Raw genomic sequence first — 19,815 nt, forward strand, 5'->3', positions numbered from 1 at the left:
GCAAGCTAGGTCGGCTATATTACTCTTTATTTCTAAAGAGTCAACTGGTAATTCAAATTATTTTTAAACTTATCAAATAAAACCTAACTTAATCAATTCAACCAAGTCATTGTTTTATCAGAAGTTTCAATCTTCATCACCGCCGATGGATGTGCATTCTACAGCATTTCTGTTCCAACGCAACACCTTTTTTATGATTTATTTTACGCATGTCGCTTTTTTAAACACATAAACATTCTTTTGTATTATTATTGGGCTATATACGCCCTATTTCATATAATAAAACGTATATAAACCCAATTTTCATTCCATTTAATTTAAGAATTTTTGATTTCGTATGGTTGTTTTTAAAAAAACTGCCTATTTAATAATGGCGTGCTCCATTTCACCCATATTATATGCAGCTCCCACAGCAAATATTTTCACAACCACTTTCTCTATATTGAGTTATGCCAAGTGGGAAACCACTTCACCCAAATTTTGTGTGATTAATAATTCAAGTTTAGTCAATGATTTTAAAAAACTTGCGCCAACCCACAGCACTTATAAAATTACAGCCATCAATGTGAATGACATCAAATCTAGTCATTGCCAAGTTTTATTTTTTTCCAATCTATCAGCAAAAGAAGAACAAAGTATTTTAAACAACCATGTTAATTTCCCCGCCCTCTCTCTAAGTAGTAACAATAGTGAGTGTGAGTCTGGCAGTGCATTTTGTTTGTATAAAAAAAATCAGAGTTATTCGTTTAAAGTTAATATGGAAAGCTTAACGCAGTCACAAATACATATTGATCCACGCGTTTTATTACTGGCGAAGTCATCGGAGTCAGCTGAATGAAACAACTCTATAACCCAATTACATTACACCAATTATTTACGCGTTCGCAGCTCACTATCTTTGCTTTAACTTTTACGATTTGTTCTGCGATTTTTTTGGTTATTTCCACTTATACTATGCACACCTATGCAAAAAACAGCTTAACGATTTTATCAAATGCGATAAACGAACGTGTTCAACCCGCTGTGGTGTTTAATGACCAAACAACGATGCGTCAAATTTTAAACGAATACACTCAACTGTATCCCATTCGATCGATAGAAATTACCAACCATCAAAAAGCGTCACTTGCACATGCTGAGCAACAAGAAATTTCAACATTTTCTAGCCAAGCGATTTTAGATTATTTCTTCTTTAGCCAACCGATTCGTTTAGATATTTATCATGATCAGAAAAGTTATGGCGAACTGGTCGTATATGGTAACTCTTCAGATTTAGTTAGTTTCTTCCATAAAATTTTATTGGGTTTATTTTTAGGTTTTATACTTTTATTGGCTACCGTGTTTTGGTCGGTTAATTCTGTTTATCAATACTTAATGCAATCCGTTCGCTCTATTGTTGAATCAGCTCAAACCATTAGTATTAAGAAAGATTATAAAATGCGGGTTTCAAACTCTGATATTCAAGAATTACACGCACTCAGTACCGCCTTTAATGGTTTACTTAGTGAAATTGAACAGTCAAATAAAAACTTAATTTCAGAAAATGACAAGCTAATTCATCTAGCACGTCATGATGCATTAACCCAATTACCAAATCGCAATTATTTTTATGAAAAGCTGTTTGAGCTATTTGACTTACAAGCGAACGCTGCCGTGTTCTTTGTCGATATTGAAAATTTTAAACATGTGAATGACCAATATGGTCACTTAGCTGGGGATGCAGTACTGCGTGCCTCATCACATTGTTTAAAACAAGCACTGCCAGATGATGCTTTCGTTGCGCGACTCGGTGGTGATGAATTTGCAATTATTATCAATCGTTTAAATTTCCTAACAGAACTCGAAGTCTTTTGTCACAAAATATATGAATGCTATGGTTCCACATTTGTTTATGAGCAACATAATATTGCATTACAAGCTAATATTGGTGTGGCACTGATCCAAAATGCGAAATCGCCAGAAGATCTAATCGCAGATGCGGATCGCGCTATGTATGATGCTAAACTTTCGAATAATCATTGGTGCATTGCACCACAACGCCCCAACTCATAGGATTTGCTATGTTAAAGAACGCATTTAAAGTTTTATTTATACTTGCATTCACGGCCACTATGACAGCCTGCATGAGTTTAGGTAACTTAAGCTACAAACAAGCACGCATGCTTAAAAAAGAAGGGTTTGTCTTGACCAATGATGGTTGGACACTTGCTCTACCAGAACGACTTTTATTTGGTTTTGATGATTATCAAATTCAACCCCACCAACAAGTCAAATTAAATACACTTGCCACTCAACTGATTAAATATGACCTAAACAAAATTAAGTTTATTGGTCATACGGATAATGTTGGACAAGCCAATTACAACCAACAACTGTCAGAAAAACGTGCGCAAAGCGTCGCAAACGTCTTTTTAAAGCAAGGTTATAACAGTTCAAATATTCAAATTATTGGCCGTGGTGCTGAACAGCCGATGGTCTCTAATGACACTGAGACCAATCGTGCCATCAACCGTCGCGTAAATGTCACCATCATTCCCTAAATAGCTGAATATAAAAAAGCCACCTTATGGTGGCTTTTTTATTGTGTTTATAAATTTTAGGCATAAAAAAACCGCTATATGCGGCATCTTTTACAGTATTGTTTTTGAAATAAATGGTCGGAGCAGTAGGATTCGAACCTACGACCCCCTGGTCCCAAACCAGGTGCACTACCAGGCTGTGCTATGCTCCGCTTTCAACTTTAAAAGTTGGGGTGAATGATGGGATTCGAACCCACGACAACCGGAATCACAATCCGGGGCTCTACCAACTGAGCTACATCCACCATCGTGTTCTTGCTTGTGAATAACCAATATAACGCATTTTAAATTACAGGCATAAAAAAACCGCTGTATGCGGTATCTTTTATCGACCGTTTTCTTTGAGAAAATGGTCGGAGCAGTAGGATTCGAACCTACGACCCCCTGGTCCCAAACCAGGTGCACTACCAGGCTGTGCTATGCTCCGAATTGGGGTGAATGATGGGATTCGAACCCACGACAACCGGAATCACAATCCGGGGCTCTACCAACTGAGCTACATCCACCATCACAACAAGTTTCAGATTCTAGTATCAGAACACCATTAAAATGGCGCGCCTGACAGGATTCGAACCTGTGACCATCCGCTTAGAAGGCGGATGCTCTATCCAACTGAGCTACAGGCGCATTACCGATGACATAGACTATCACGCGATTTTTGCCTTGAGAAATTGGTCGGAGCAGTAGGATTCGAACCTACGACCCCCTGGTCCCAAACCAGGTGCACTACCAGGCTGTGCTATGCTCCGTTTCATCTCAGCTTTCGCTGTATCGCATATCGTGCGGTACGGTGTGCATTCTAGGCGTGACGTTGATTAACGTCAACACCTATCTTCAAAAAAACATAAAAAATCATTTCAAGCGATTATTTATCAAGCACTTTAATCATTTTTCAAGCAAAAATTAACGTTTTAAACTGGCGCTGAAATTCAACATCCGATCTAAAGGCAATTTAGCACGCTCAGCCAATGCCGCATCTACAAAAATTTCCTGATCGCCTTTTTGTAAAACTTCCAGAATGCCATCCAATTCATTCATCGCCATCCAAGGGCAATGCGCACATGAACGACAAGTCGCTCCCTCACCTGCCGTCGGTGCTTCGATGAGAATTTTATTCGGCACAGCTTGCTGCATTTTATAAAAAATACCGCGATCTGTTGCCACGATTAAACGTTCGTGTGGCAAGGTTTGTGCAGCCTTGATCAATTGCGAGGTGCTACCGACGGCATCTGCAATATCCACGACAGATTCTGGTGACTCGGGATGCACCAAAACTGCTGCATCAGGATACAACGCCTTCATATTGGCAATACCACGTGCACGGAATTCTTCATGAACTATACATGCCCCATCCCACAGCAACATGTCTGCACCGGTTTTCTTTTGAATATAACGACCGAGATGCTGATCAGGTGCCCAAATAATTTTTTCGCCTAAACTATCTAAATACTCAACAATTTCAACAGCACAGCTCGAGGTTACCACCCAGTCTGCACGTGCTTTCACTGCCGCCGAGGTATTGGCATATACCACAACCGTATGATCCGGATGTGCATCGCAAAATTTGGTAAATTCATCGACCGGACAGCCCAAATCAAGTGAGCATGTTGCCTCCAGAGTAGGCATCAGTACGGTTTTTTCAGGAGATAAAATCTTTGAGGTCTCACCCATGAATTTCACCCCTGCAACCACCAACGTCGTTGCTTGATGGTCACGACCAAAACGTGCCATTTCAAGTGAATCCGAAACGCATCCACCGGTCAGTTCTGCTAGTTCCTGCACTTCAGGATCACAGTAATAGTGTGCAACAAGGACAGCGTTACGCTTTTTGAGTTCCGCTTTAATTAATTCAAACTTTTCAAGCTTTGCAGCTTCCGTTAAGTGATGCTCTTTAACATCACCCAAACGATCCAAATGCGCTTGTACAATTGATTTTGCTTCATTTGCAATTAAGTTGTTTGCATTATTCATCACAACGTCTTCTCTACCCTTAATGCCTGCTACTACACAGGTGCTTCACAACTGACCCATAAATATGGCACTTGGCTATTTTTTACCGGTCATTAAAAAGTTCCACTTATAAAAAAGCCTCACAACGGAGGCTTTTCAAAAACACCAAATATTTTATGAACGGTAATCTGCGTTAATCTTGACATAATCATACGACAGGTCACAGGTATACACAGTATCTCGAGCACTGCCACGTCCTAAATCTACACGGATCGTGATCTCAGATTTCTCCATCTCTGCAGCCCCTGCTGCTTCGGTATAATCTGCTGCGGCACCACCGTCTTTACAGATTTGAACATCACCTAACCAGACCTGAATTTTTTCAACATCTAAGTTTGGCACACCTGCATAACCAATAGCTGCCAAAATACGGCCCCAGTTTGGATCTGATGCGAAGATTGCAGTTTTAACCAACGGTGAATGTGCAATGCTATAAGCAATATCACAACATTCTTGAGTATCTGCGCCGCCTTCTACTGCCACAGTAATAAACTTCGTCGCACCTTCACCATCACGGACAATGAGCTGTGCAAGACGTTTCATTACACGTGTTAACACGTCTAAAACAGCAGCATAACGTGAATCTGATTCTGAAGTAATTTCTACGCCACCAGCTTGGCCCGTTGCAATCAAAATACATGAGTCATTCGTTGAGGTATCACCATCCACCGTAATACGGTTAAACGACAGGTTAACTGTGGTTTTCAAAAGCTGTTGCACCAGCTCACGGCTAATGGGTGCATCAGTTGCCACATAGCTCAACATGGTCGCCATATTTGGACGAATCATTCCTGCGCCTTTAGAAATACCTGTCATAGTATACAGAACGCCATCTAGTTCGAACTGTTCAGATGCACCTTTAGGTGTTGTATCAGTGGTCATAATGCCCGTTGCCGCATCCAACCATGCATCTTCCTGCAAACTATCTAATGCTGGTTGCAAGCCTTGAACCAAACGATCAATAGGTAATTGCTCACCAATTACACCTGTTGAAAATGGAAGAACTTCTGTATTTTGAACACCTGTCAGTTCTGCCAGTTTCGCACACGTCGCCTCAGCATTTGCCATTCCGATTTTGCCAGTACCGGCATTGGCATTTCCGGTGTTAATCACTAAATAACGTGGATTACCTGCCAATAAGTGCGCTTTCGAAATATGGACCGGTGCTGCACAAAATGCATTTTGAGTAAAAACGCCTGCGACATTAGAACCTTCAGCAAATTCAAAAATGACAAGGTCACGTCGGTTCTGATAGCGCACATATGCTTCAGCCGAACCGATTTTTACACCTTTCACCACATGCATCTGTGGCATAGATACGTCACCAACTGCCATTTTTCAACGTCCAACTATATGAGTTATAAAAAATACAGCTTAGTGCAAAATCTATAAAAAATCGAGCAGAAGCACGGTTTTGCTGTAATTTTATTGTGGATTTCTTTTGCACATAAAAAAACCAGCCTTTCGACTGGTCTTTATCGATGTTCGTCGTAAATTAGTTACGCGCAAGCTGAGTTGCTTCATCAAGAAGCACTTGTTTCGCTTTTTGTTGACTCGCAGCAGAAAGGGCTGGGTTTTCAGCCACAATACGGTCAGCATTCGCCGCATTGGCTGCTGCAATTTTTGCAGTTTGCAATACGATTGGACGATTTGGATTGGCAAAGGTATAACGAATACCCGTACGCGGGCTTGCTACAGTCACTTGACCGTCAGTACCAACCTGTACTTGAGTTGTTGTTGGACCAACTGCTTGTTGAACTTTCTCTAAAGAAGTCGTCTGAGGAGCGTTTGCAAAGGCAAAAGTTGGCAAAGCCAAAGCAGCAATCATGAACGGTTTTAGTACTTTTTTCATTGTCTTTTCCGTCTTACGGTTATTGATAGAAACTAAATAACATTTAATCTACTGAACTGCAAATACTATTCAGGTCAGATTAGTAGTGTAAATAAAAAATCAGAGCGCGAAGGCTCTGATTTATTTGAAATTAAAAAATGCTGTTTAGATTTTACCGTGACATTGTTTATATTTTAGACCTGAACCACATGGGCAAGGCGAGTTACGACTTTCTGGCGGAACAATCACTTGCTCTGCAGGTGTGTATTGCGCATCGATAACATCATTACCATTGGCTTCAGCCAACAAATTATCAAAGTCATTGTGTGACAATTGAAGATTCATTGATTCAGCTTGAGCCTGTTTTTGAGCTTCCATTTCTGCAAGCTCTTCGGCTGTAGGCACATGAATACGAGATAAATCTGTCACGACATCCGACTTAATCACAGCAAGCATGTTTACAAATAAGTTAAAGGCTTCTTTTTTATATTCTTGCTCAGGATTTTTCTGCGCATAACCACGTAAATGAATCCCTTGACGTAAGTAATCCATTGCTGCCAAATGCTCTTTCCAATGGCGGTCCAATGAATTCAACATAAAGTGACGTTCGAGCATTGCAGCCGTTTCGTCACCCATTTGCGTACGACGTGAACGGTAGTGCTGAAGAACTTCATCAGTAATACGTTCAACCAAAGCTTCTTCATCCAAACGACGATCTTGCTCTAACCACTGCGAAATTGGCAGTTCAATCGATAGATCTTCACGTAGCGCCTTTTCAAGACCTTCTATATCCCACTGATCGTGAATAGACTCAGGTGGAATATATATTTCGATCATGCCTTTAGTCACATCCTGAATCATCGTTTCGATGTAATCTTGTAAAGACGGTTCAACAAGAATTTCATCACGCTGAGAGTAAATAATCTTACGTTGTTCGTTGTTTACGTCATCGTATTTCAATAAATTTTTACGAATATCGAAGTTACGTGCTTCAACTTTACGTTGTGCATTTTCAATCGAGCGTGACACCATTTTATGCTCAATGGCTTCATCTTCTTTCAGCCCCATGGCACGCATCATTGCAACTACGCGATCACCTGCGAAGATACGCATCAAGTCATCTTCAAGCGACAAGTAGAAACGTGACACACCTGGGTCACCTTGACGGCCCGCACGACCACGTAACTGGTTATCGATACGACGAGATTCATGACGTTCTGAACCGATAATATGTAAACCGCCAGAGTTCAGCACCATTTCATGATTTTGTTCCCACTCTGCTTTCAAACGTGCTTCGTCTGCTTCAGTCGGTTCTTCAATCTTCGCCAGCAACGCTTTCCAGTTACCACCTAACAGAATATCAGTACCACGACCAGCCATGTTAGTCGCAATGGTTACTGCACGAGGTGAACCCGCTTGCGCAATAATATCTGCTTCGCGCTCATGTTGTTTCGCATTAAGTACTTCATGTTGAATACCAGCTTCTTTCAGCTTATCTGATAAAATTTCAGAGGCTTCAATGGTTGCTGTACCAATCAGAATCGGCGCAACACCCGCTTCATGAATACGTTGAATTTCTTGAATGATGGCGTTGTATTTACCTTCACGGTTTAAATAGATTAAATCGTTTTGGTCATTACGAATCATTGGGCGATGGGTTGGAATAAGTACAACATCCAAGCCATAAATTTCTTTCATTTCTGCAGCTTCAGTATCTGCAGTCCCTGTCATCCCTGATAATTTCTTGTAAAGACGGAAATAGTTCTGGAATGTTGTGGTTGCTAGTGTTTGGTTTTCAGGTTGAATTTCCAAACCTTCTTTTGCTTCTACTGCTTGATGCAAACCTTCTGACCAACGGCGACCCGGCATGGTACGACCAGTGTTTTCATCGACAATGATCACTTCACCTTCGTGGATGATGTAATGCACGTTGCGTTGGTATAGGTAATGCGCACGAATGGCCGCAGAAACATGGTGTACCAAGTTTAAATTAGCAGATGAATATAAACTTTCACCTTCAGCAAGCAAGCCCATTTGAATCAATTCAGCTTCAACAGTTTCATAACCGACTTCGGTCATTTCTACAGAGCGCTGTTTTTCGTCAATCCAGAAGTGACCACCATCTGGTACCTTCTCTTCTTTTTGTGCATGAAGTTTTGGTGGAATGCTGTTAATGGCAGCATACAACTGAGATGAGTCTTCTGATTGACCAGAAATGATCAACGGTGTACGCGCTTCATCAATCAGGATCGAATCGACTTCATCGATGATGGCATAGGTTAAGCTGCGCTGTTTTTTCTCAGCAGCAGAAAACACCATGTTGTCACGCAAGTAATCGAAACCGAATTCGTTGTTGGTACCGTAAGTAATGTCAGCACGATACGCTTGAGCTTTTTCAGTTGGGTCTTGCATTGAGTAAATAATCCCAATGCTTAAACCTAAAAATTCGAATAATGGACGGTTTAATTCAGCATCACGCTGTGCGAGATAGTCGTTCACCGTAATCACGTGAACACCTTCACCACTAATCGCATTGAGGTAACAAGCAAGCGTTCCCATGAGGGTTTTACCTTCACCGGTACGCATCTCTGCGATCTTACCTTCATGTAAAGTAATACCACCAATCAGCTGTACATCATAATGACGCATGCCCATGACACGCTTTGCAGCTTCACGACAAACAGCAAACGCTTCAGGCAATAATTTATCAAGGCTGTCGCCTTTTTTATAACGTTCTTTGAATTCTTCAGTTTTTGCAGATAAGTCTGCATCGCTTAGAACAGATATCGTCGGCTCGAGCGCATTAATCTTCTCTACGATTTTACGCATGCGTTTGAGTTCGCGCTCATTTTTGGTACCGAAGATTCCTCCGATCAGACTTGCCAACATGAATAGACTCTCTAAATCTTGCTTGTCAAATGAATATATTTTCTTAGTCGTTATTATGGTGCTAGAAATTCGAAGTACAAGGGTTTTGCACAAAAATCCCCTTAAATATTCTGCGCTCGGGTTCTAGCCCCGGAGACTTAAGGCAAGCTAATGTAACAAATTTTCTGCAGACAACATAGTGACTCTGTCGTGAGATATTTCGCATTTATCCCCCAATAAAACTGTTTTATATGAAATATATTCATAAAGAAATGAAAAAACACTATTTTTAATCATAAAAAAATCCTTCATATTTATTTTCAAGTTAAACAAATTCAATAAATACGGGGATATTCCATGACGATTCGTTTAGGTGATACTGCACCAGACTTTACTCAAGACTCAAGCGAAGGCAGCATTCATTTTTATGACTTTTTAGGTGACAGTTGGGGCATTTTATTTTCGCATCCTGCCGATTACACCCCAGTCTGCACCACAGAACTTGGATTTACCGCAAAACTAAAAGATGAATTTAGCAAACGTGGTGTCAAGGCCATTGCCCTGTCTGTTGATGATGTTGAGTCGCATCATGGTTGGATTAACGACATTAATAATACTCAAAATACCACGGTCAACTTCCCGATCATTGCAGACAAAGACCGTAAAGTGTCCACCCTTTATGATTTCATTCACCCCAATGCCAGCGAAACATTAACTGTTCGCTCTTTGGTGATCATCGATCCAAATAAAAAAGTCCGTTTAATCATTACTTATCCTGCATCTACAGGGCGTAACTTCCATGAAATTTTACGTGTCATTGACTCTTTGCAACTGACAGACAACCATAAAGTTGCAACACCGGCCAACTGGCAACAAGGTGAAGATGTGGTGATTGTGCCGTCATTAAAAGATGAAGAGGAAATCAAACAACGCTTTCCTCAAGGATATAACGCAGTTACGCCTTACCTTCGTTTAACGCCTCAACCTAAGTGAGGATAAAACGGAGCATTACGCTGTCCGAGCGCAAGATAAGAAGCTCTGCTGTGAGTGACCAAAGCGAAGGTACAAATTTAACTATTTTTAAGTGCAGCACCTGACCCAACTCAGAATCACAACCATAGTTACTTATAGTTTTCCCCTCAGAACGAATGACGAGCCCGTTCTAGCAGCCTCCAACCCGCTCATCTTCGGATGAGCTTTTTTTTGATTACAAATTCCTCTCTGGGATTAGATTGGTTAAACATCACAATTCCGTTATAACTAAGAAAAACTTGAAAACAACAAACCGTGATTCATCAAATTCATCATTTACATTGTGGTAGTTTTTGTCCAACGTGTGCCCCTTTATTTGGACAGAAAGGCTTTCGTGCACATTTGGTCTGTCATTGCCTGCTCATTGAAACCGATAAAGGGCTCGTCTTAGTCGATACAGGACTGGGCTTACAAGATTATTTGCATCCACAAAATCGTTTAGGTCTGTTTATTTCACGCACAGCGCAGATTAAATTTAATCCGCAACTAAGTGCGATTCATCAAATTCAAAAATTAGGTTTTAAGGCTCAAGATGTTCAACACATTTTGTTGTCACACTTAGATTTTGATCATGCTGGCGGGATCTCAGATTTTCCGCAGGCGACCGTGCATGTCTTAGCCAGTGAATATAATGCCACTCAAAATCTTCACAGCCTTAAATCACGACTGCGCTATCGACCACAGCAGTTCCAACAGCATCGTTATTGGAACTTTATTGAAAACATCGGGACACAGGCATGGTTTAACTTAGAGCACACTGCCGGTCTGTCCATTTTTCAAGATGACATTTTAATGCTTCCACTTTTGGGACATACCGCGGGTCATGCCGGTATTGCGATTAAAAATAACCAGCGCTGGTTGTTATATTGTGGCGATGCTTATTACTCACAGCATCAATTAAATCCAAATTTTCATTCGCGGGCCTTAAATCAGCTTGAGCGTTTATTTGCCACCGACAATACACAGCGACTGCACTCCCTTCATAAGATTCAGCAGTTAGCGCAGCATCCGGACATCGATCTCATCTGTGCACATGACCCATTCGAATTCGCTCGCTATCAGAATACAAGCTATGACCGCTAAAATCCTACCAATGATCCTACTCAGTGTTAGCTTCAGCTTCACGGGTTGCATGACATCAAATCCATTACCGTTAAATGAACGTCCTCAGCATTGGGGGAAAGTCGTTCATCAACAGCATAATTTTTATCAAATCAGCCCAACGCTATTTCGCAGTGAACAACCTGATACAGATCTCGCCCCTGTTCTACGAGAACAGCAAATCGATGTGATCATAAATTTACGTTCACGGCACCATGACCCAGAACGCTTAAAAAATGCTATTGATATGCAAAAGATTAAATTTGTACATATTCCGATACACACGTGGCAAATCGATCGTGAAAATTTACTGACGGTGATGAAAACCATAAAAGAAGCTGAACAACAGCAGCAAAAAGTTTTAATCCATTGCTACCACGGCTCAGACCGTACAGGCGCGAGTGTGGCCATGTACCGTATTATTTTTCAGCATTGGTCCATTGAGGAAGCAAAACGTGAAATGAAACAAGGTGGCTATGGCTTCCACCCTATTTGGAAAAATATTGACCGTTTATTCAGCCCTGAAAATGTAAAATGGATTCAGCAGCAACTACTGAATCCATCTTATTAAAGGTCATTCCTCAAATAAACTTAGCGTTTATCGAGTGGTACCCAATCAATCACCCACGCAGATTTCATATTTAAACTTGCATCTGAATTGATCTTTTTACGTGTTGCGTCCGCAGCATCACGGTCCTTCGAAGGGCCGACCATAATACGAATGCCTTTAGATGTAGGACTCTTCGTCACTTTATAGCCTTTTGCACGTAATTTTGCAGCGACAGCATCTGCATTGGCTTCATTGGCAGCCAGTGCAACTTGCACCATCCATTGCTTATCGCCATTTTCCAACAGATCACGTGCTTTTTCAGCTTCAGCTTTTTTCTTGGCTTCGGCTTTACGCTTTTCTTCTGCCTTGTGTTTTTCTTCGGCTTTACGCTTTTCTTCAGCTTGTTGCTTCGCTTCGGCTGCTTTCTTATCTGCTGCTTTTTTCTCAGCTTCAGCATGTGCTTTACGTTCAGCTTCTTTTTGAGCATCCGCTTTACGTTTTGCTTCAGCTTTTTGTTTATCTGCTGCGATACGTGCCTGATCAGCCTTTTGCTGCGCCGACTGACTCTCTAACTTTTTTTGAGCCGCCAACTTATCCTCAGCTAAACGCTTTTGCTTGGCTTTTTCATCTTCAACCAATTCGGGAGGAATATTATCCGAACTTTGTTGAGCTGAACGATGTGCGTTTAAAGCCGCATATTCTTCTGCTGCTTTACGTGCTGCATCAGCCTCCGCTTGTTGTTGCATCTCTAAAAATTCTGCTGCACGTGCTTCTTGCTCCGCAACCGATTTTTCACGGGTACGTCGTTGTTCTTCGAGCAAACGCTTTTCAGTTTCAACATCAACAGTCAATGATGACATTTTACCCGCACCCTGACCTTGTTGCTCAACTTGAGCCATTTCAGGGGTTTGGCTTTGATTTTGATGTATTTCTTCTTTGCCTTTAAGTAAAAGTGCGGCCAGCAGTACACCACCACCTAATAAAACAACACCACCCATCCAGCGTTGTTTGTTATTCATTGACATTCTTCCAGATACTCCCATACCGCTTCTAAGGTATGAAATGAACCACATACCAGAATCAGCTGATTATTCTTTGTTTCTTCCAGCGCGGACTTAAAAGCTAATTGCACATTGTCATAATGTTCTACGACTTGATGCTGTAGTGCGCTATCTAATTGTGTGATAGATGCCGCACGTGGCACATTTAATTGTGCAATTTTCCACATTCTTACCGTATCTTTCAATAAGTTAACGACAGAATTTATGTCTTTATCAGTCAGCATGGAGAAAACGCTGATCACTTCTGTGTATTGTTTATTGTACTGGAGGAAATTTCGCAATTGCTTTAACAAAAATTCAACACCATGCGGGTTATGTCCCGCATCGAAAATCACCGTTTTACCTTCGATTTCTCTAACTTCAAAACGGCCTTGTAACTTGGCATTGATAATCCCCTGAGCGATCGACTGCTGAGAGACCACTAAACCACTGGCCAATATTGCTGCTACAGCCGTAGAGATATTTTCGAGTGCCAAAGAACCCACGGGTAGTTTTAAGGTTGAACCTGATGAGGCAAACATCCAAGATTGTCCGTCATCACTGTACTGATAAAAATAATCACGATTGAGTACATGTAAAGCAGCTTGGCAATCTTCTGCTTTTTGACGAATGGCTTCAGGCAAAACTTGCTGCCCGCCAAAAATTACGGGAATATTTGGACGAATAATCCCTGCTTTCTCAAAAGCAATTTTTTCAATGGTGTCGCCCAACCAATCGGTATGGTCTAAACCAATATTAGTAATCACTGCAACATCTGGGTCGACGACATTGACCACATCAAGTCGGCCACCGAGGCCCACTTCGAGGACCCATACATCGCAATGTTGCTGTTTAAAAATAACAAAAGCGGCCAAAGTGGTCGCTTCAAAAAAAGATAAACTTAATTCACATTCACGACGCGCCTGATCAACAGCTACAAAAGCATCAATCAGGGTTTGGTCGGCCACTTCAACACCTTGAAGCTTTACACGTTCATTGAATCGATAGATATGCGGTGATTGGTATAAACCCACATTATAACCTTGCGCATTTAAAATGGCAGCCAATGTCGTTGTGGTTGAGCCTTTCCCATTGGTTCCAGCAACCGTCAGAACTTTGGCATCAGGCCGAGTTACGCCCAATCGATCTGCAACAGGAATTACCCGCTCCAGTCCTAAATCAATACCCGTAACATGAACATGGCTCCAATAATCGAGCCATGTGTTTAAAGAATCAGTTGCAAGTGGTGCTGTGTTCAAGGCAAGTTCATCAATTTCGCTACAATACGATAAACTGTATCACGTAATGCATGACGATGAACAATTTGATCGACTACACCATGATCAAGCAAGTATTCTGCACGTTGGAATGGTTCTTCCAATTTTTCACGTACAGTTTGCTCAATCACACGCTTACCAGCAAAACCAATCATGGCTTTCGGTTCAGCCAAATGAACATCACCGAGCATTGCCAATGATGCAGTCACACCACCATAAACTGGATGTGTCAATACCACTAGATAAGGCAAGCCTGCATCTTTCATTTTTTGGATGGCTGCAGAAGTACGCGCCATTTGCATTAATGACAACATACCTTCTTGCATACGCGCACCACCAGAAGCAGCGAAGCAAATAAGCGGTTGTTTCGATTTAATTGCAAGTTCAGCCGCTTGAACAAAACGGTCACCTACAACAGTACCCATTGAACCGCCCATGAAATCAAATTCGAAAGCGGTAGCAATCATTGGAATGCCTTTCAGCGTACCTTGCATTACCACTAAAGCTTCTGTTTCACCGGTTTTTTTCTGCGCTTCAGACATACGGTCTGGATACGCTTTGCTATCTACAAATTTAAGTGGATCTTTGGCTTTAAATTCTTGACCCAATTCTTTTTGTACTTGGTCAAAGAACCAGTTCAAACGATCACGTGCTTTCATTCGCAAGTGTTCATCACACTGTGGACAAACGTAGGCATTAAATGACATCGCAGTACGAGTCACAAGTGCATGACACTCAGGACATTCAATCGTCGGCTCAGTAAATGTCGCCTTTAATGCTTGCTGTTCATCAGGTACATGAATACCTGGTACCGCACGCTCTGTCCATGGCGTAGATGCGCTCAGAATTTTGCCTGTTTTTGCGTCTTGACTCATACTAACTCATCGAGCGCAGCTCGAAGCTCCTTCACTTTATTCACTGTTTCGATTACAGCTTGTTCTGGCGCTAAGTTTGCAAATTGTTTAACAAAAGCACTACCTACAATCACCGCATCTGCAGCAACACCCATGGCTTTCGCCGATGCTGCATCACTAATACCAAAGCCAACGCCGACAGGTACCTGAGTATACGATTTGATTTTTTGAATACGTGCCGCAGCTTCAGCAACGTCTAAAGTCGCTGCACCTGTCACACCTTTCAAAGAAACATAGTAGATAAATCCACTGGCTTGTTTCACCACATGCTGAATACGTTCATCAGTGGATGTTGGCGCAAGTAAGAAGATTTGATCCATGTCATATTTTTTCAATACTACATCTAGATCTTTTGCTTCTTCTGGTGGAAGGTCCACCAAGAGCACGCCATCTACACCGCATTCATGTGCATAGGCAACAAACTTTTCATAGCCGATTACTTCAACGGGGTTTAAATAGCCCATCAGTACCACGGGTGTTTCTGTATCGTTTTTACGGAACTCTTTCACCATGTTCAAGGCATCTAGAGTATTGGTTCCTGCAGCAAGCGCACGCTCAGCGGCAAGTGCAATAACAGGACCATCCGCCATTGGGTCTGAAAATGGAAGACCCAATTCGATCACATCTACACCTGCCTCAACCATTTGATGTAACAAAGGTACCGTTACTTGTGGATGAGGGTCACCAGCCATAACATAAGAAACCAAGGCCTTACGCTGTTGAGATTTAAGCGTTCCAAATCGAGTGGCTAAACGTGACATAGGGTTATACTTTCCTTGAATGAATCAAAACTATGATGTGGGTTTTGTCGAAATACAAGACATCGCATTGTAACGCTATTTTTTACCCATTGAACAGGGTATACAATCCTCAGTCGGCATTTCTCATGCAAACATAATTTTCCAGAACAACCCGAAAGCATCATTTACCGATATTTCAGTTTTTTTCACAATGATCAAAGATGCCTAATTTTAGGATCTGGCAAAATTATAAGGTTTTAGACTAACTTAATTTTATCATCAAAAAAATGTTAAAAATAACAGGCTTAGCATTTACATTTTAATTTTCCTTAAATTGCAAAACCTGCTTTATACTAGCCGCATACTTTTATTTTTTTATCTCCTATGTCCTCCGATTCACAAGTGAAAGTGCCTGCTCGGGCATTTGCACTGCTTCCGCTTATTGTTTTTCTGACCATTTTTTTGGGCAGTGGTATTTACCATTCCATCATTGGAACTGAGTTTGCGTTCTATCAAGTGAAAGCCCCAGTCGCTGCTCTTCCTGCAATTGTATTGGCAATTTTGCTCTATCGCGGCAAGATCAATGACGCGATTGATACATTTATGAAAGGTGCCAGTCACCCGAATTTGATCTTAATGTTCATAGTCTTTATGCTCGCTGGTGCTTTTGCCAGTGTCAGCAGTGCCATCGGTAGTGTCGATGCAACAGTGCAATTGGGACTATCGGTGATTGCGCCTGAGTTCGTGCTGCCTATGCTGTTTATTATTGCGGCCTTTATTGCCACAGCGATGGGAACCTCCATGGGCACTATTGCAGCCTGTGCACCAATTGCCTTTGGTTTTACACAAGTCACCGAAATTGAAGTGGTGTATGCCATTGGTGCTGTGGTCGGCGGTGCTATGTTTGGTGATAATCTGTCGATGATTTCAGATACCACCATTGCTGCAACGAACAGTCAAAAAGTTCAGCTTCGCGATAAATTTAAGGTCAATGTTTGGATTGCTGTTCCTGCATCGATCGTTAGCATTTGTATTTATTTATTTATGAGTCAAGGCTCACAAGCGATTGAACACAAAGCTTATAATACGTGGCTGATCTTGCCGTATTTAGCCGTATTTATTTTGGCCTTTTCACGTTTGCACGTGCTTGCTGTACTGACCATTGGTGTCTTACTGTCTGGCTTGATTGGTATGGTGATTCAACCTGAATTTAATTTCTTAAGCTTAAATAATTCTATTTATGACGGCTTTACCGGCATGTTTGAAGTTGCCCTGCTTTCTATTTTCTTAGGTGGTATTTCTGCCATTATGCAAAAAGAAGGCGGTTTAGAATGGCTAATTCAACGCATTTACAGCATGACACGCTACTTTAAAGTTGGTGCTGAACGCGCAGGTGAAATTGGTATCAGTTTCTTGGTGATTTTCTCCAACCTATTTGTGGCAAACAACACTGTCGCAATTATTTTATCTGGTGACATGGCACGTGAAGTCGCCAAAGAATATGGTGTAGACCCTAAACGTGCTGCTGCGCTCTTGGACATTTTCTCTTGTGTAGTCCAAGGTCTCATTCCTTATGGCGCTCAACTGTTACTGGCTTGTTCGATCGCAAAACTTTCGCCTGTAGAACTGATTGGTAGTGTGTATTACTGTTGGGTTTTGGCGATCTTTGCCATCCTTGCCATTTTACTGCGTTATCCAAAATTAAAAGCCGCGGCATAAGCTTGGCTTAAAAGAAAAGCGGTCGTTTGACCGCTTTTTTTTAATGTTGTTTGAAAGGCTTTTCTTAACGAGCAATCTGCACGTTTTATTCTAATCTCAAGGCTTTTTTTCGCGCCAACAATGTCTCTCCACTATATGCCTTAAAAGCACGTGCCAAAGCAGACTGATCTGAATAACCTAGCTGTAAAGCGATATCTGTCAAATGGGTTTGTTGTGAAAGTAGATATTCACAGCGTTTCATCCGTTCAATCTCCAAAAGTCGTTTAAACGAGGTGTCTTTCTCCTGTAGCTGTCGTTGCAGGGTTCTCACTGACAGATGTAACTCTTCTGCTAACCACTCTATTTTAGGGGCTTGCTGTTGTAATTTGAGATAATCTGCGATGCATTGTTGCATCTGTAGAATTGGATCTGCATGTTGCGGACGCGCGGCTATCGCCTCTTCGGCTTGACGTAATAACAATTGCATCAGTGACGGATCAGCAAGTTCTGACTTTAAATCCAAACTATCGGCATGAATCACAAATGAATATTTAAGGGTCGAAAATTCCATTTGGCAGCCATAAAACTTTTCATAGTGATAACGTGCCATCCGCGGCGCATGGGCAAAATGAATGCGGAGTAACTTTAAAGAATCTGGAAAAATTTGCTTGGCCAAATGTGCCATACAGGCCATCGTTAATTCATTCACCAAAGCATATTCATCATCATGCTGTGGCCAAGACAGAATAATTTGATGATCTTGATGGCTCATATTCATCGGCACAATTTGCGCCCCATCAATCACCAAACGACTAAAGCGCATCACATATTGCAAAGCATCTGCTACGCTATTACTCAGTGTCGCCATATAGCCTAACACCCCAAAATGCTCTGCACGAATATACTTGGCCATTTCAAAGACCAATTGCGGGCAATCCAGATGCTGCTGAGTCAGTTGCATGATGGTATTAAAAAAAGAATTCGGCGATTGAGAGTCGATCGGCAAAGACAGCACATGCTGAATTTGCGCAGCATACGGCGCAATCCATTCGAGCTGTGTATAGTTTAATTCACGCTCAATTAAGACCATATTCCACAGTTGGAAGTAACCATTTGGGATCTGAATTTCAGCCATCTCGCCCCTCTTTCTGACCTGCCAATTCTGACATTTTATATTTTCATCATGGCGTAAAATGTATAAAAATTGGCAATATCTGTCAAAACAAAGTGCAATTTCTCCGACATACTGCAATCAATACGACTCGCACAGAAAAAATATCATGAATGCTATCGTCAAATATCAAGTCGAACCTATTGTTCGCACAAAACTGAATTTTAAGTTAGAAGAAATCCCGCGCTATTGGTTTGGCGGAGACCCCTTTTTAACTCGTATGTTTGATGCCTTGAGCCTGACCTTTCCTGATGGCGAGCGCTATTTTATTGAATCTGTACGTCTGTTCCGCAGTCAAATTCAAGACCCTGATTTACAGCAACGTGTCGCTGACTTTATTCGTCAAGAAGCGCAGCACGGTATGGCGCATGACAAAATGAATATGTTGATGAAACAACAAGGCATGCCTGTCGATGCGTTCATTAAACGTCTAAATAAAATTTTTAAATTTGAACTGAGCAAGCGCTCACCTGAATACAACATTGCCATGACGGCTTCTGCCGAGCATTTGACTGCGCTGATGGCTGAAACGTTCTGTAGCCAAAAGTCCGTACTAGAATCTGCGCATCCTTATGTCCGTGCATTATTTATTTGGCATGCGATAGAAGAAATGGAACATCGCGATGTGGCTTTTGATGTGATGAAAGATGTGGCTAAGGTCGATGAAAATTTAAAGAAATTCACTTTGGTTTGGACCAGTGGATTGATGCTCGGCTTTACCTTATACCGTGCTAATGTGATGCTGAAACATGACGGGTTCAGCTTCACTGAACGTTTAAAATTAAACATGAAAGGCTTACCGTGGTTCTTTGGTAAAAATGGCACCCTCACCCGAATGAGCAAACCATATCGAGATTGGTTTAAAAAAGACTTCCATCCGAGTCAGCATCCCATTGTGCAAAATTATGATCTTTGGTTAAAAACTTATGAAGAAACCAATGATCCAATTCAAGCTGCTGAAGTGTTTTGGCAAGCTGCAAAATAAAAACTGAATAAAAAAGCCG

Annotated in this window: 17 protein-coding genes and 6 tRNA genes; 8 read left to right on the forward strand and 15 right to left on the reverse strand. The window is 41.5% G+C overall.

Translation table 11 applies throughout. From position 1 onward, the window contains the following. Positions 1–337: 337 nt before the first annotated feature. Genes FTU80_RS12830 through FTU80_RS12840 form a run of 3 tightly spaced genes read left to right on the forward strand, consistent with a single transcriptional unit; the run spans position 338 to position 2,540 of the window. Positions 338–838: a YfiR family protein gene (locus FTU80_RS12830; protein ID WP_180024517.1), complete on the forward strand. Its 501-nt coding sequence runs from the start codon at positions 338–340 to the stop codon at positions 836–838. Then, the gene (locus tag FTU80_RS12835; RefSeq protein WP_180085456.1) at positions 835–2,052 is read left to right on the forward strand and encodes a diguanylate cyclase domain-containing protein; all 1,218 of its coding nucleotides are present in this window, start codon (positions 835–837) and stop codon (positions 2,050–2,052) included. The genes FTU80_RS12830 and FTU80_RS12835 overlap by 4 nt, the downstream gene beginning before the upstream one ends. An 8-nt stretch (positions 2,053–2,060) precedes the next feature. After that, on the forward strand, positions 2,061–2,540 hold the full coding sequence (locus FTU80_RS12840; RefSeq protein WP_111885395.1) for an OmpA family protein: 480 nt from the start codon (positions 2,061–2,063) through the stop codon (positions 2,538–2,540). 114 nt (positions 2,541–2,654) lie between these two features. Here FTU80_RS12840 and FTU80_RS12845 read toward each other — a convergent pair. The 10 genes from FTU80_RS12845 to secA all read right to left on the reverse strand — a co-directional run bounded on the left by FTU80_RS12845 (position 2,655) and on the right by secA (position 9,309). Then, positions 2,655–2,731, reverse strand: a tRNA-Pro gene (locus FTU80_RS12845). 17 nt (positions 2,732–2,748) lie between these two features. Continuing rightward, a tRNA-His gene (locus tag FTU80_RS12850) sits at positions 2,749–2,824 on the reverse strand. A gap of 105 nt (positions 2,825–2,929) precedes the next feature. Beyond that, a tRNA-Pro gene (locus tag FTU80_RS12855) sits at positions 2,930–3,006 on the reverse strand. Between the two features lie 3 nt (positions 3,007–3,009). Then, positions 3,010–3,085, reverse strand: a tRNA-His gene (locus FTU80_RS12860). 44 nt (positions 3,086–3,129) lie between these two features. Continuing rightward, a tRNA-Arg gene (locus tag FTU80_RS12865) sits at positions 3,130–3,206 on the reverse strand. A 45-nt stretch (positions 3,207–3,251) separates the two neighbouring features. Next, a tRNA-Pro gene (locus FTU80_RS12870) sits at positions 3,252–3,328 on the reverse strand. Between the two features lie 154 nt (positions 3,329–3,482). Continuing rightward, positions 3,483–4,550, reverse strand: coding sequence for a quinolinate synthase NadA (gene nadA, locus FTU80_RS12875; protein ID WP_180085458.1), 1,068 nt, complete (start codon positions 4,548–4,550; stop codon positions 3,483–3,485). Positions 4,551–4,703: 153 nt separating this feature from the next. Further along, the gene (gene argJ / locus FTU80_RS12880) at positions 4,704–5,924 is read right to left on the reverse strand and encodes a bifunctional glutamate N-acetyltransferase/amino-acid acetyltransferase ArgJ (RefSeq protein ID WP_180085460.1); all 1,221 of its coding nucleotides are present in this window, start codon (positions 5,922–5,924) and stop codon (positions 4,704–4,706) included. A 160-nt stretch (positions 5,925–6,084) separates the two neighbouring features. Continuing rightward, positions 6,085–6,441, reverse strand: a complete 357-nt coding sequence (locus FTU80_RS12885) for a hypothetical protein (protein ID WP_078194125.1) — start codon at positions 6,439–6,441, stop codon at positions 6,085–6,087. 144 nt (positions 6,442–6,585) lie between these two features. Continuing rightward, entirely contained in the window at positions 6,586–9,309 is a 2,724-nt protein-coding gene (gene secA, locus FTU80_RS12890) for a preprotein translocase subunit SecA (protein WP_111885392.1), read from the reverse strand. A 336-nt stretch (positions 9,310–9,645) separates the two neighbouring features. Here secA and FTU80_RS12895 point away from each other — a divergent pair, with 336 nt between their 5' ends. From FTU80_RS12895 to FTU80_RS12905, 3 genes are all read left to right on the forward strand, one after another. Next, entirely contained in the window at positions 9,646–10,281 is a 636-nt protein-coding gene (locus FTU80_RS12895) for a peroxiredoxin (protein ID WP_078194127.1), read from the forward strand. Between the two features lie 294 nt (positions 10,282–10,575). Further along, positions 10,576–11,403, forward strand: a complete 828-nt coding sequence (locus tag FTU80_RS12900) for an MBL fold metallo-hydrolase (protein ID WP_180085462.1) — start codon at positions 10,576–10,578, stop codon at positions 11,401–11,403. After that, positions 11,393–11,992, forward strand: a complete 600-nt coding sequence (locus tag FTU80_RS12905; protein WP_180085464.1) for a dual specificity protein phosphatase family protein — start codon at positions 11,393–11,395, stop codon at positions 11,990–11,992. Before FTU80_RS12900 ends, FTU80_RS12905 begins: the two co-directional genes overlap by 11 nt. 20 nt (positions 11,993–12,012) lie before the next feature. Here FTU80_RS12905 and FTU80_RS12910 read toward each other — a convergent pair whose 3' ends face one another. The 4 genes from FTU80_RS12910 to trpA are packed head-to-tail and all read right to left on the reverse strand — an operon-like array spanning position 12,013 to position 15,963. After that, complete coding sequence (locus FTU80_RS12910) at positions 12,013–12,990, reverse strand: SPOR domain-containing protein (RefSeq protein WP_180085466.1); 978 nt, start codon at positions 12,988–12,990, stop codon at positions 12,013–12,015. Further along, on the reverse strand, positions 12,987–14,270 hold the full coding sequence (gene folC, locus FTU80_RS12915; protein ID WP_180085467.1) for a bifunctional tetrahydrofolate synthase/dihydrofolate synthase: 1,284 nt from the start codon (positions 14,268–14,270) through the stop codon (positions 12,987–12,989). Before folC ends, FTU80_RS12910 begins: the two co-directional genes overlap by 4 nt. Further along, a complete protein-coding gene (gene accD, locus FTU80_RS12920) occupies positions 14,267–15,163 on the reverse strand; it encodes an acetyl-CoA carboxylase, carboxyltransferase subunit beta (RefSeq protein WP_111885388.1) in 897 nt (298 codons plus the stop codon). Before accD ends, folC begins: the two co-directional genes overlap by 4 nt. Then, positions 15,160–15,963 carry a tryptophan synthase subunit alpha gene (gene trpA / locus FTU80_RS12925; RefSeq protein WP_180009060.1) on the reverse strand — a complete coding sequence of 268 codons (804 nt, stop codon included), beginning with the start codon at positions 15,961–15,963 and terminating at the stop codon, positions 15,160–15,162. The genes accD and trpA overlap by 4 nt, the downstream gene beginning before the upstream one ends. A gap of 363 nt (positions 15,964–16,326) precedes the next feature. Here trpA and FTU80_RS12930 point away from each other — a divergent pair, with 363 nt between their 5' ends. After that, positions 16,327–17,661, forward strand: coding sequence for a Na+/H+ antiporter NhaC family protein (locus FTU80_RS12930; RefSeq protein WP_180085469.1), 1,335 nt, complete (start codon positions 16,327–16,329; stop codon positions 17,659–17,661). An 85-nt stretch (positions 17,662–17,746) separates the two neighbouring features. Here FTU80_RS12930 and FTU80_RS12935 read toward each other — a convergent pair whose 3' ends face one another. Further along, a complete protein-coding gene (locus FTU80_RS12935) occupies positions 17,747–18,775 on the reverse strand; it encodes an AraC family transcriptional regulator (RefSeq protein ID WP_180085471.1) in 1,029 nt (342 codons plus the stop codon). 145 nt (positions 18,776–18,920) lie between these two features. Between FTU80_RS12935 and FTU80_RS12940 the strand changes: the two genes are divergently transcribed. Beyond that, positions 18,921–19,796 carry a metal-dependent hydrolase gene (locus tag FTU80_RS12940; RefSeq protein WP_078191325.1) on the forward strand — a complete coding sequence of 292 codons (876 nt, stop codon included), beginning with the start codon at positions 18,921–18,923 and terminating at the stop codon, positions 19,794–19,796. Positions 19,797–19,815: the final 19 nt, after the last annotated feature.

Origin of the sequence: Acinetobacter sp. YH12145 (assembly GCF_013418335.1) — a bacterium.
GTDB classification, from domain to species: domain Bacteria; phylum Pseudomonadota; class Gammaproteobacteria; order Pseudomonadales; family Moraxellaceae; genus Acinetobacter; species Acinetobacter amyesii.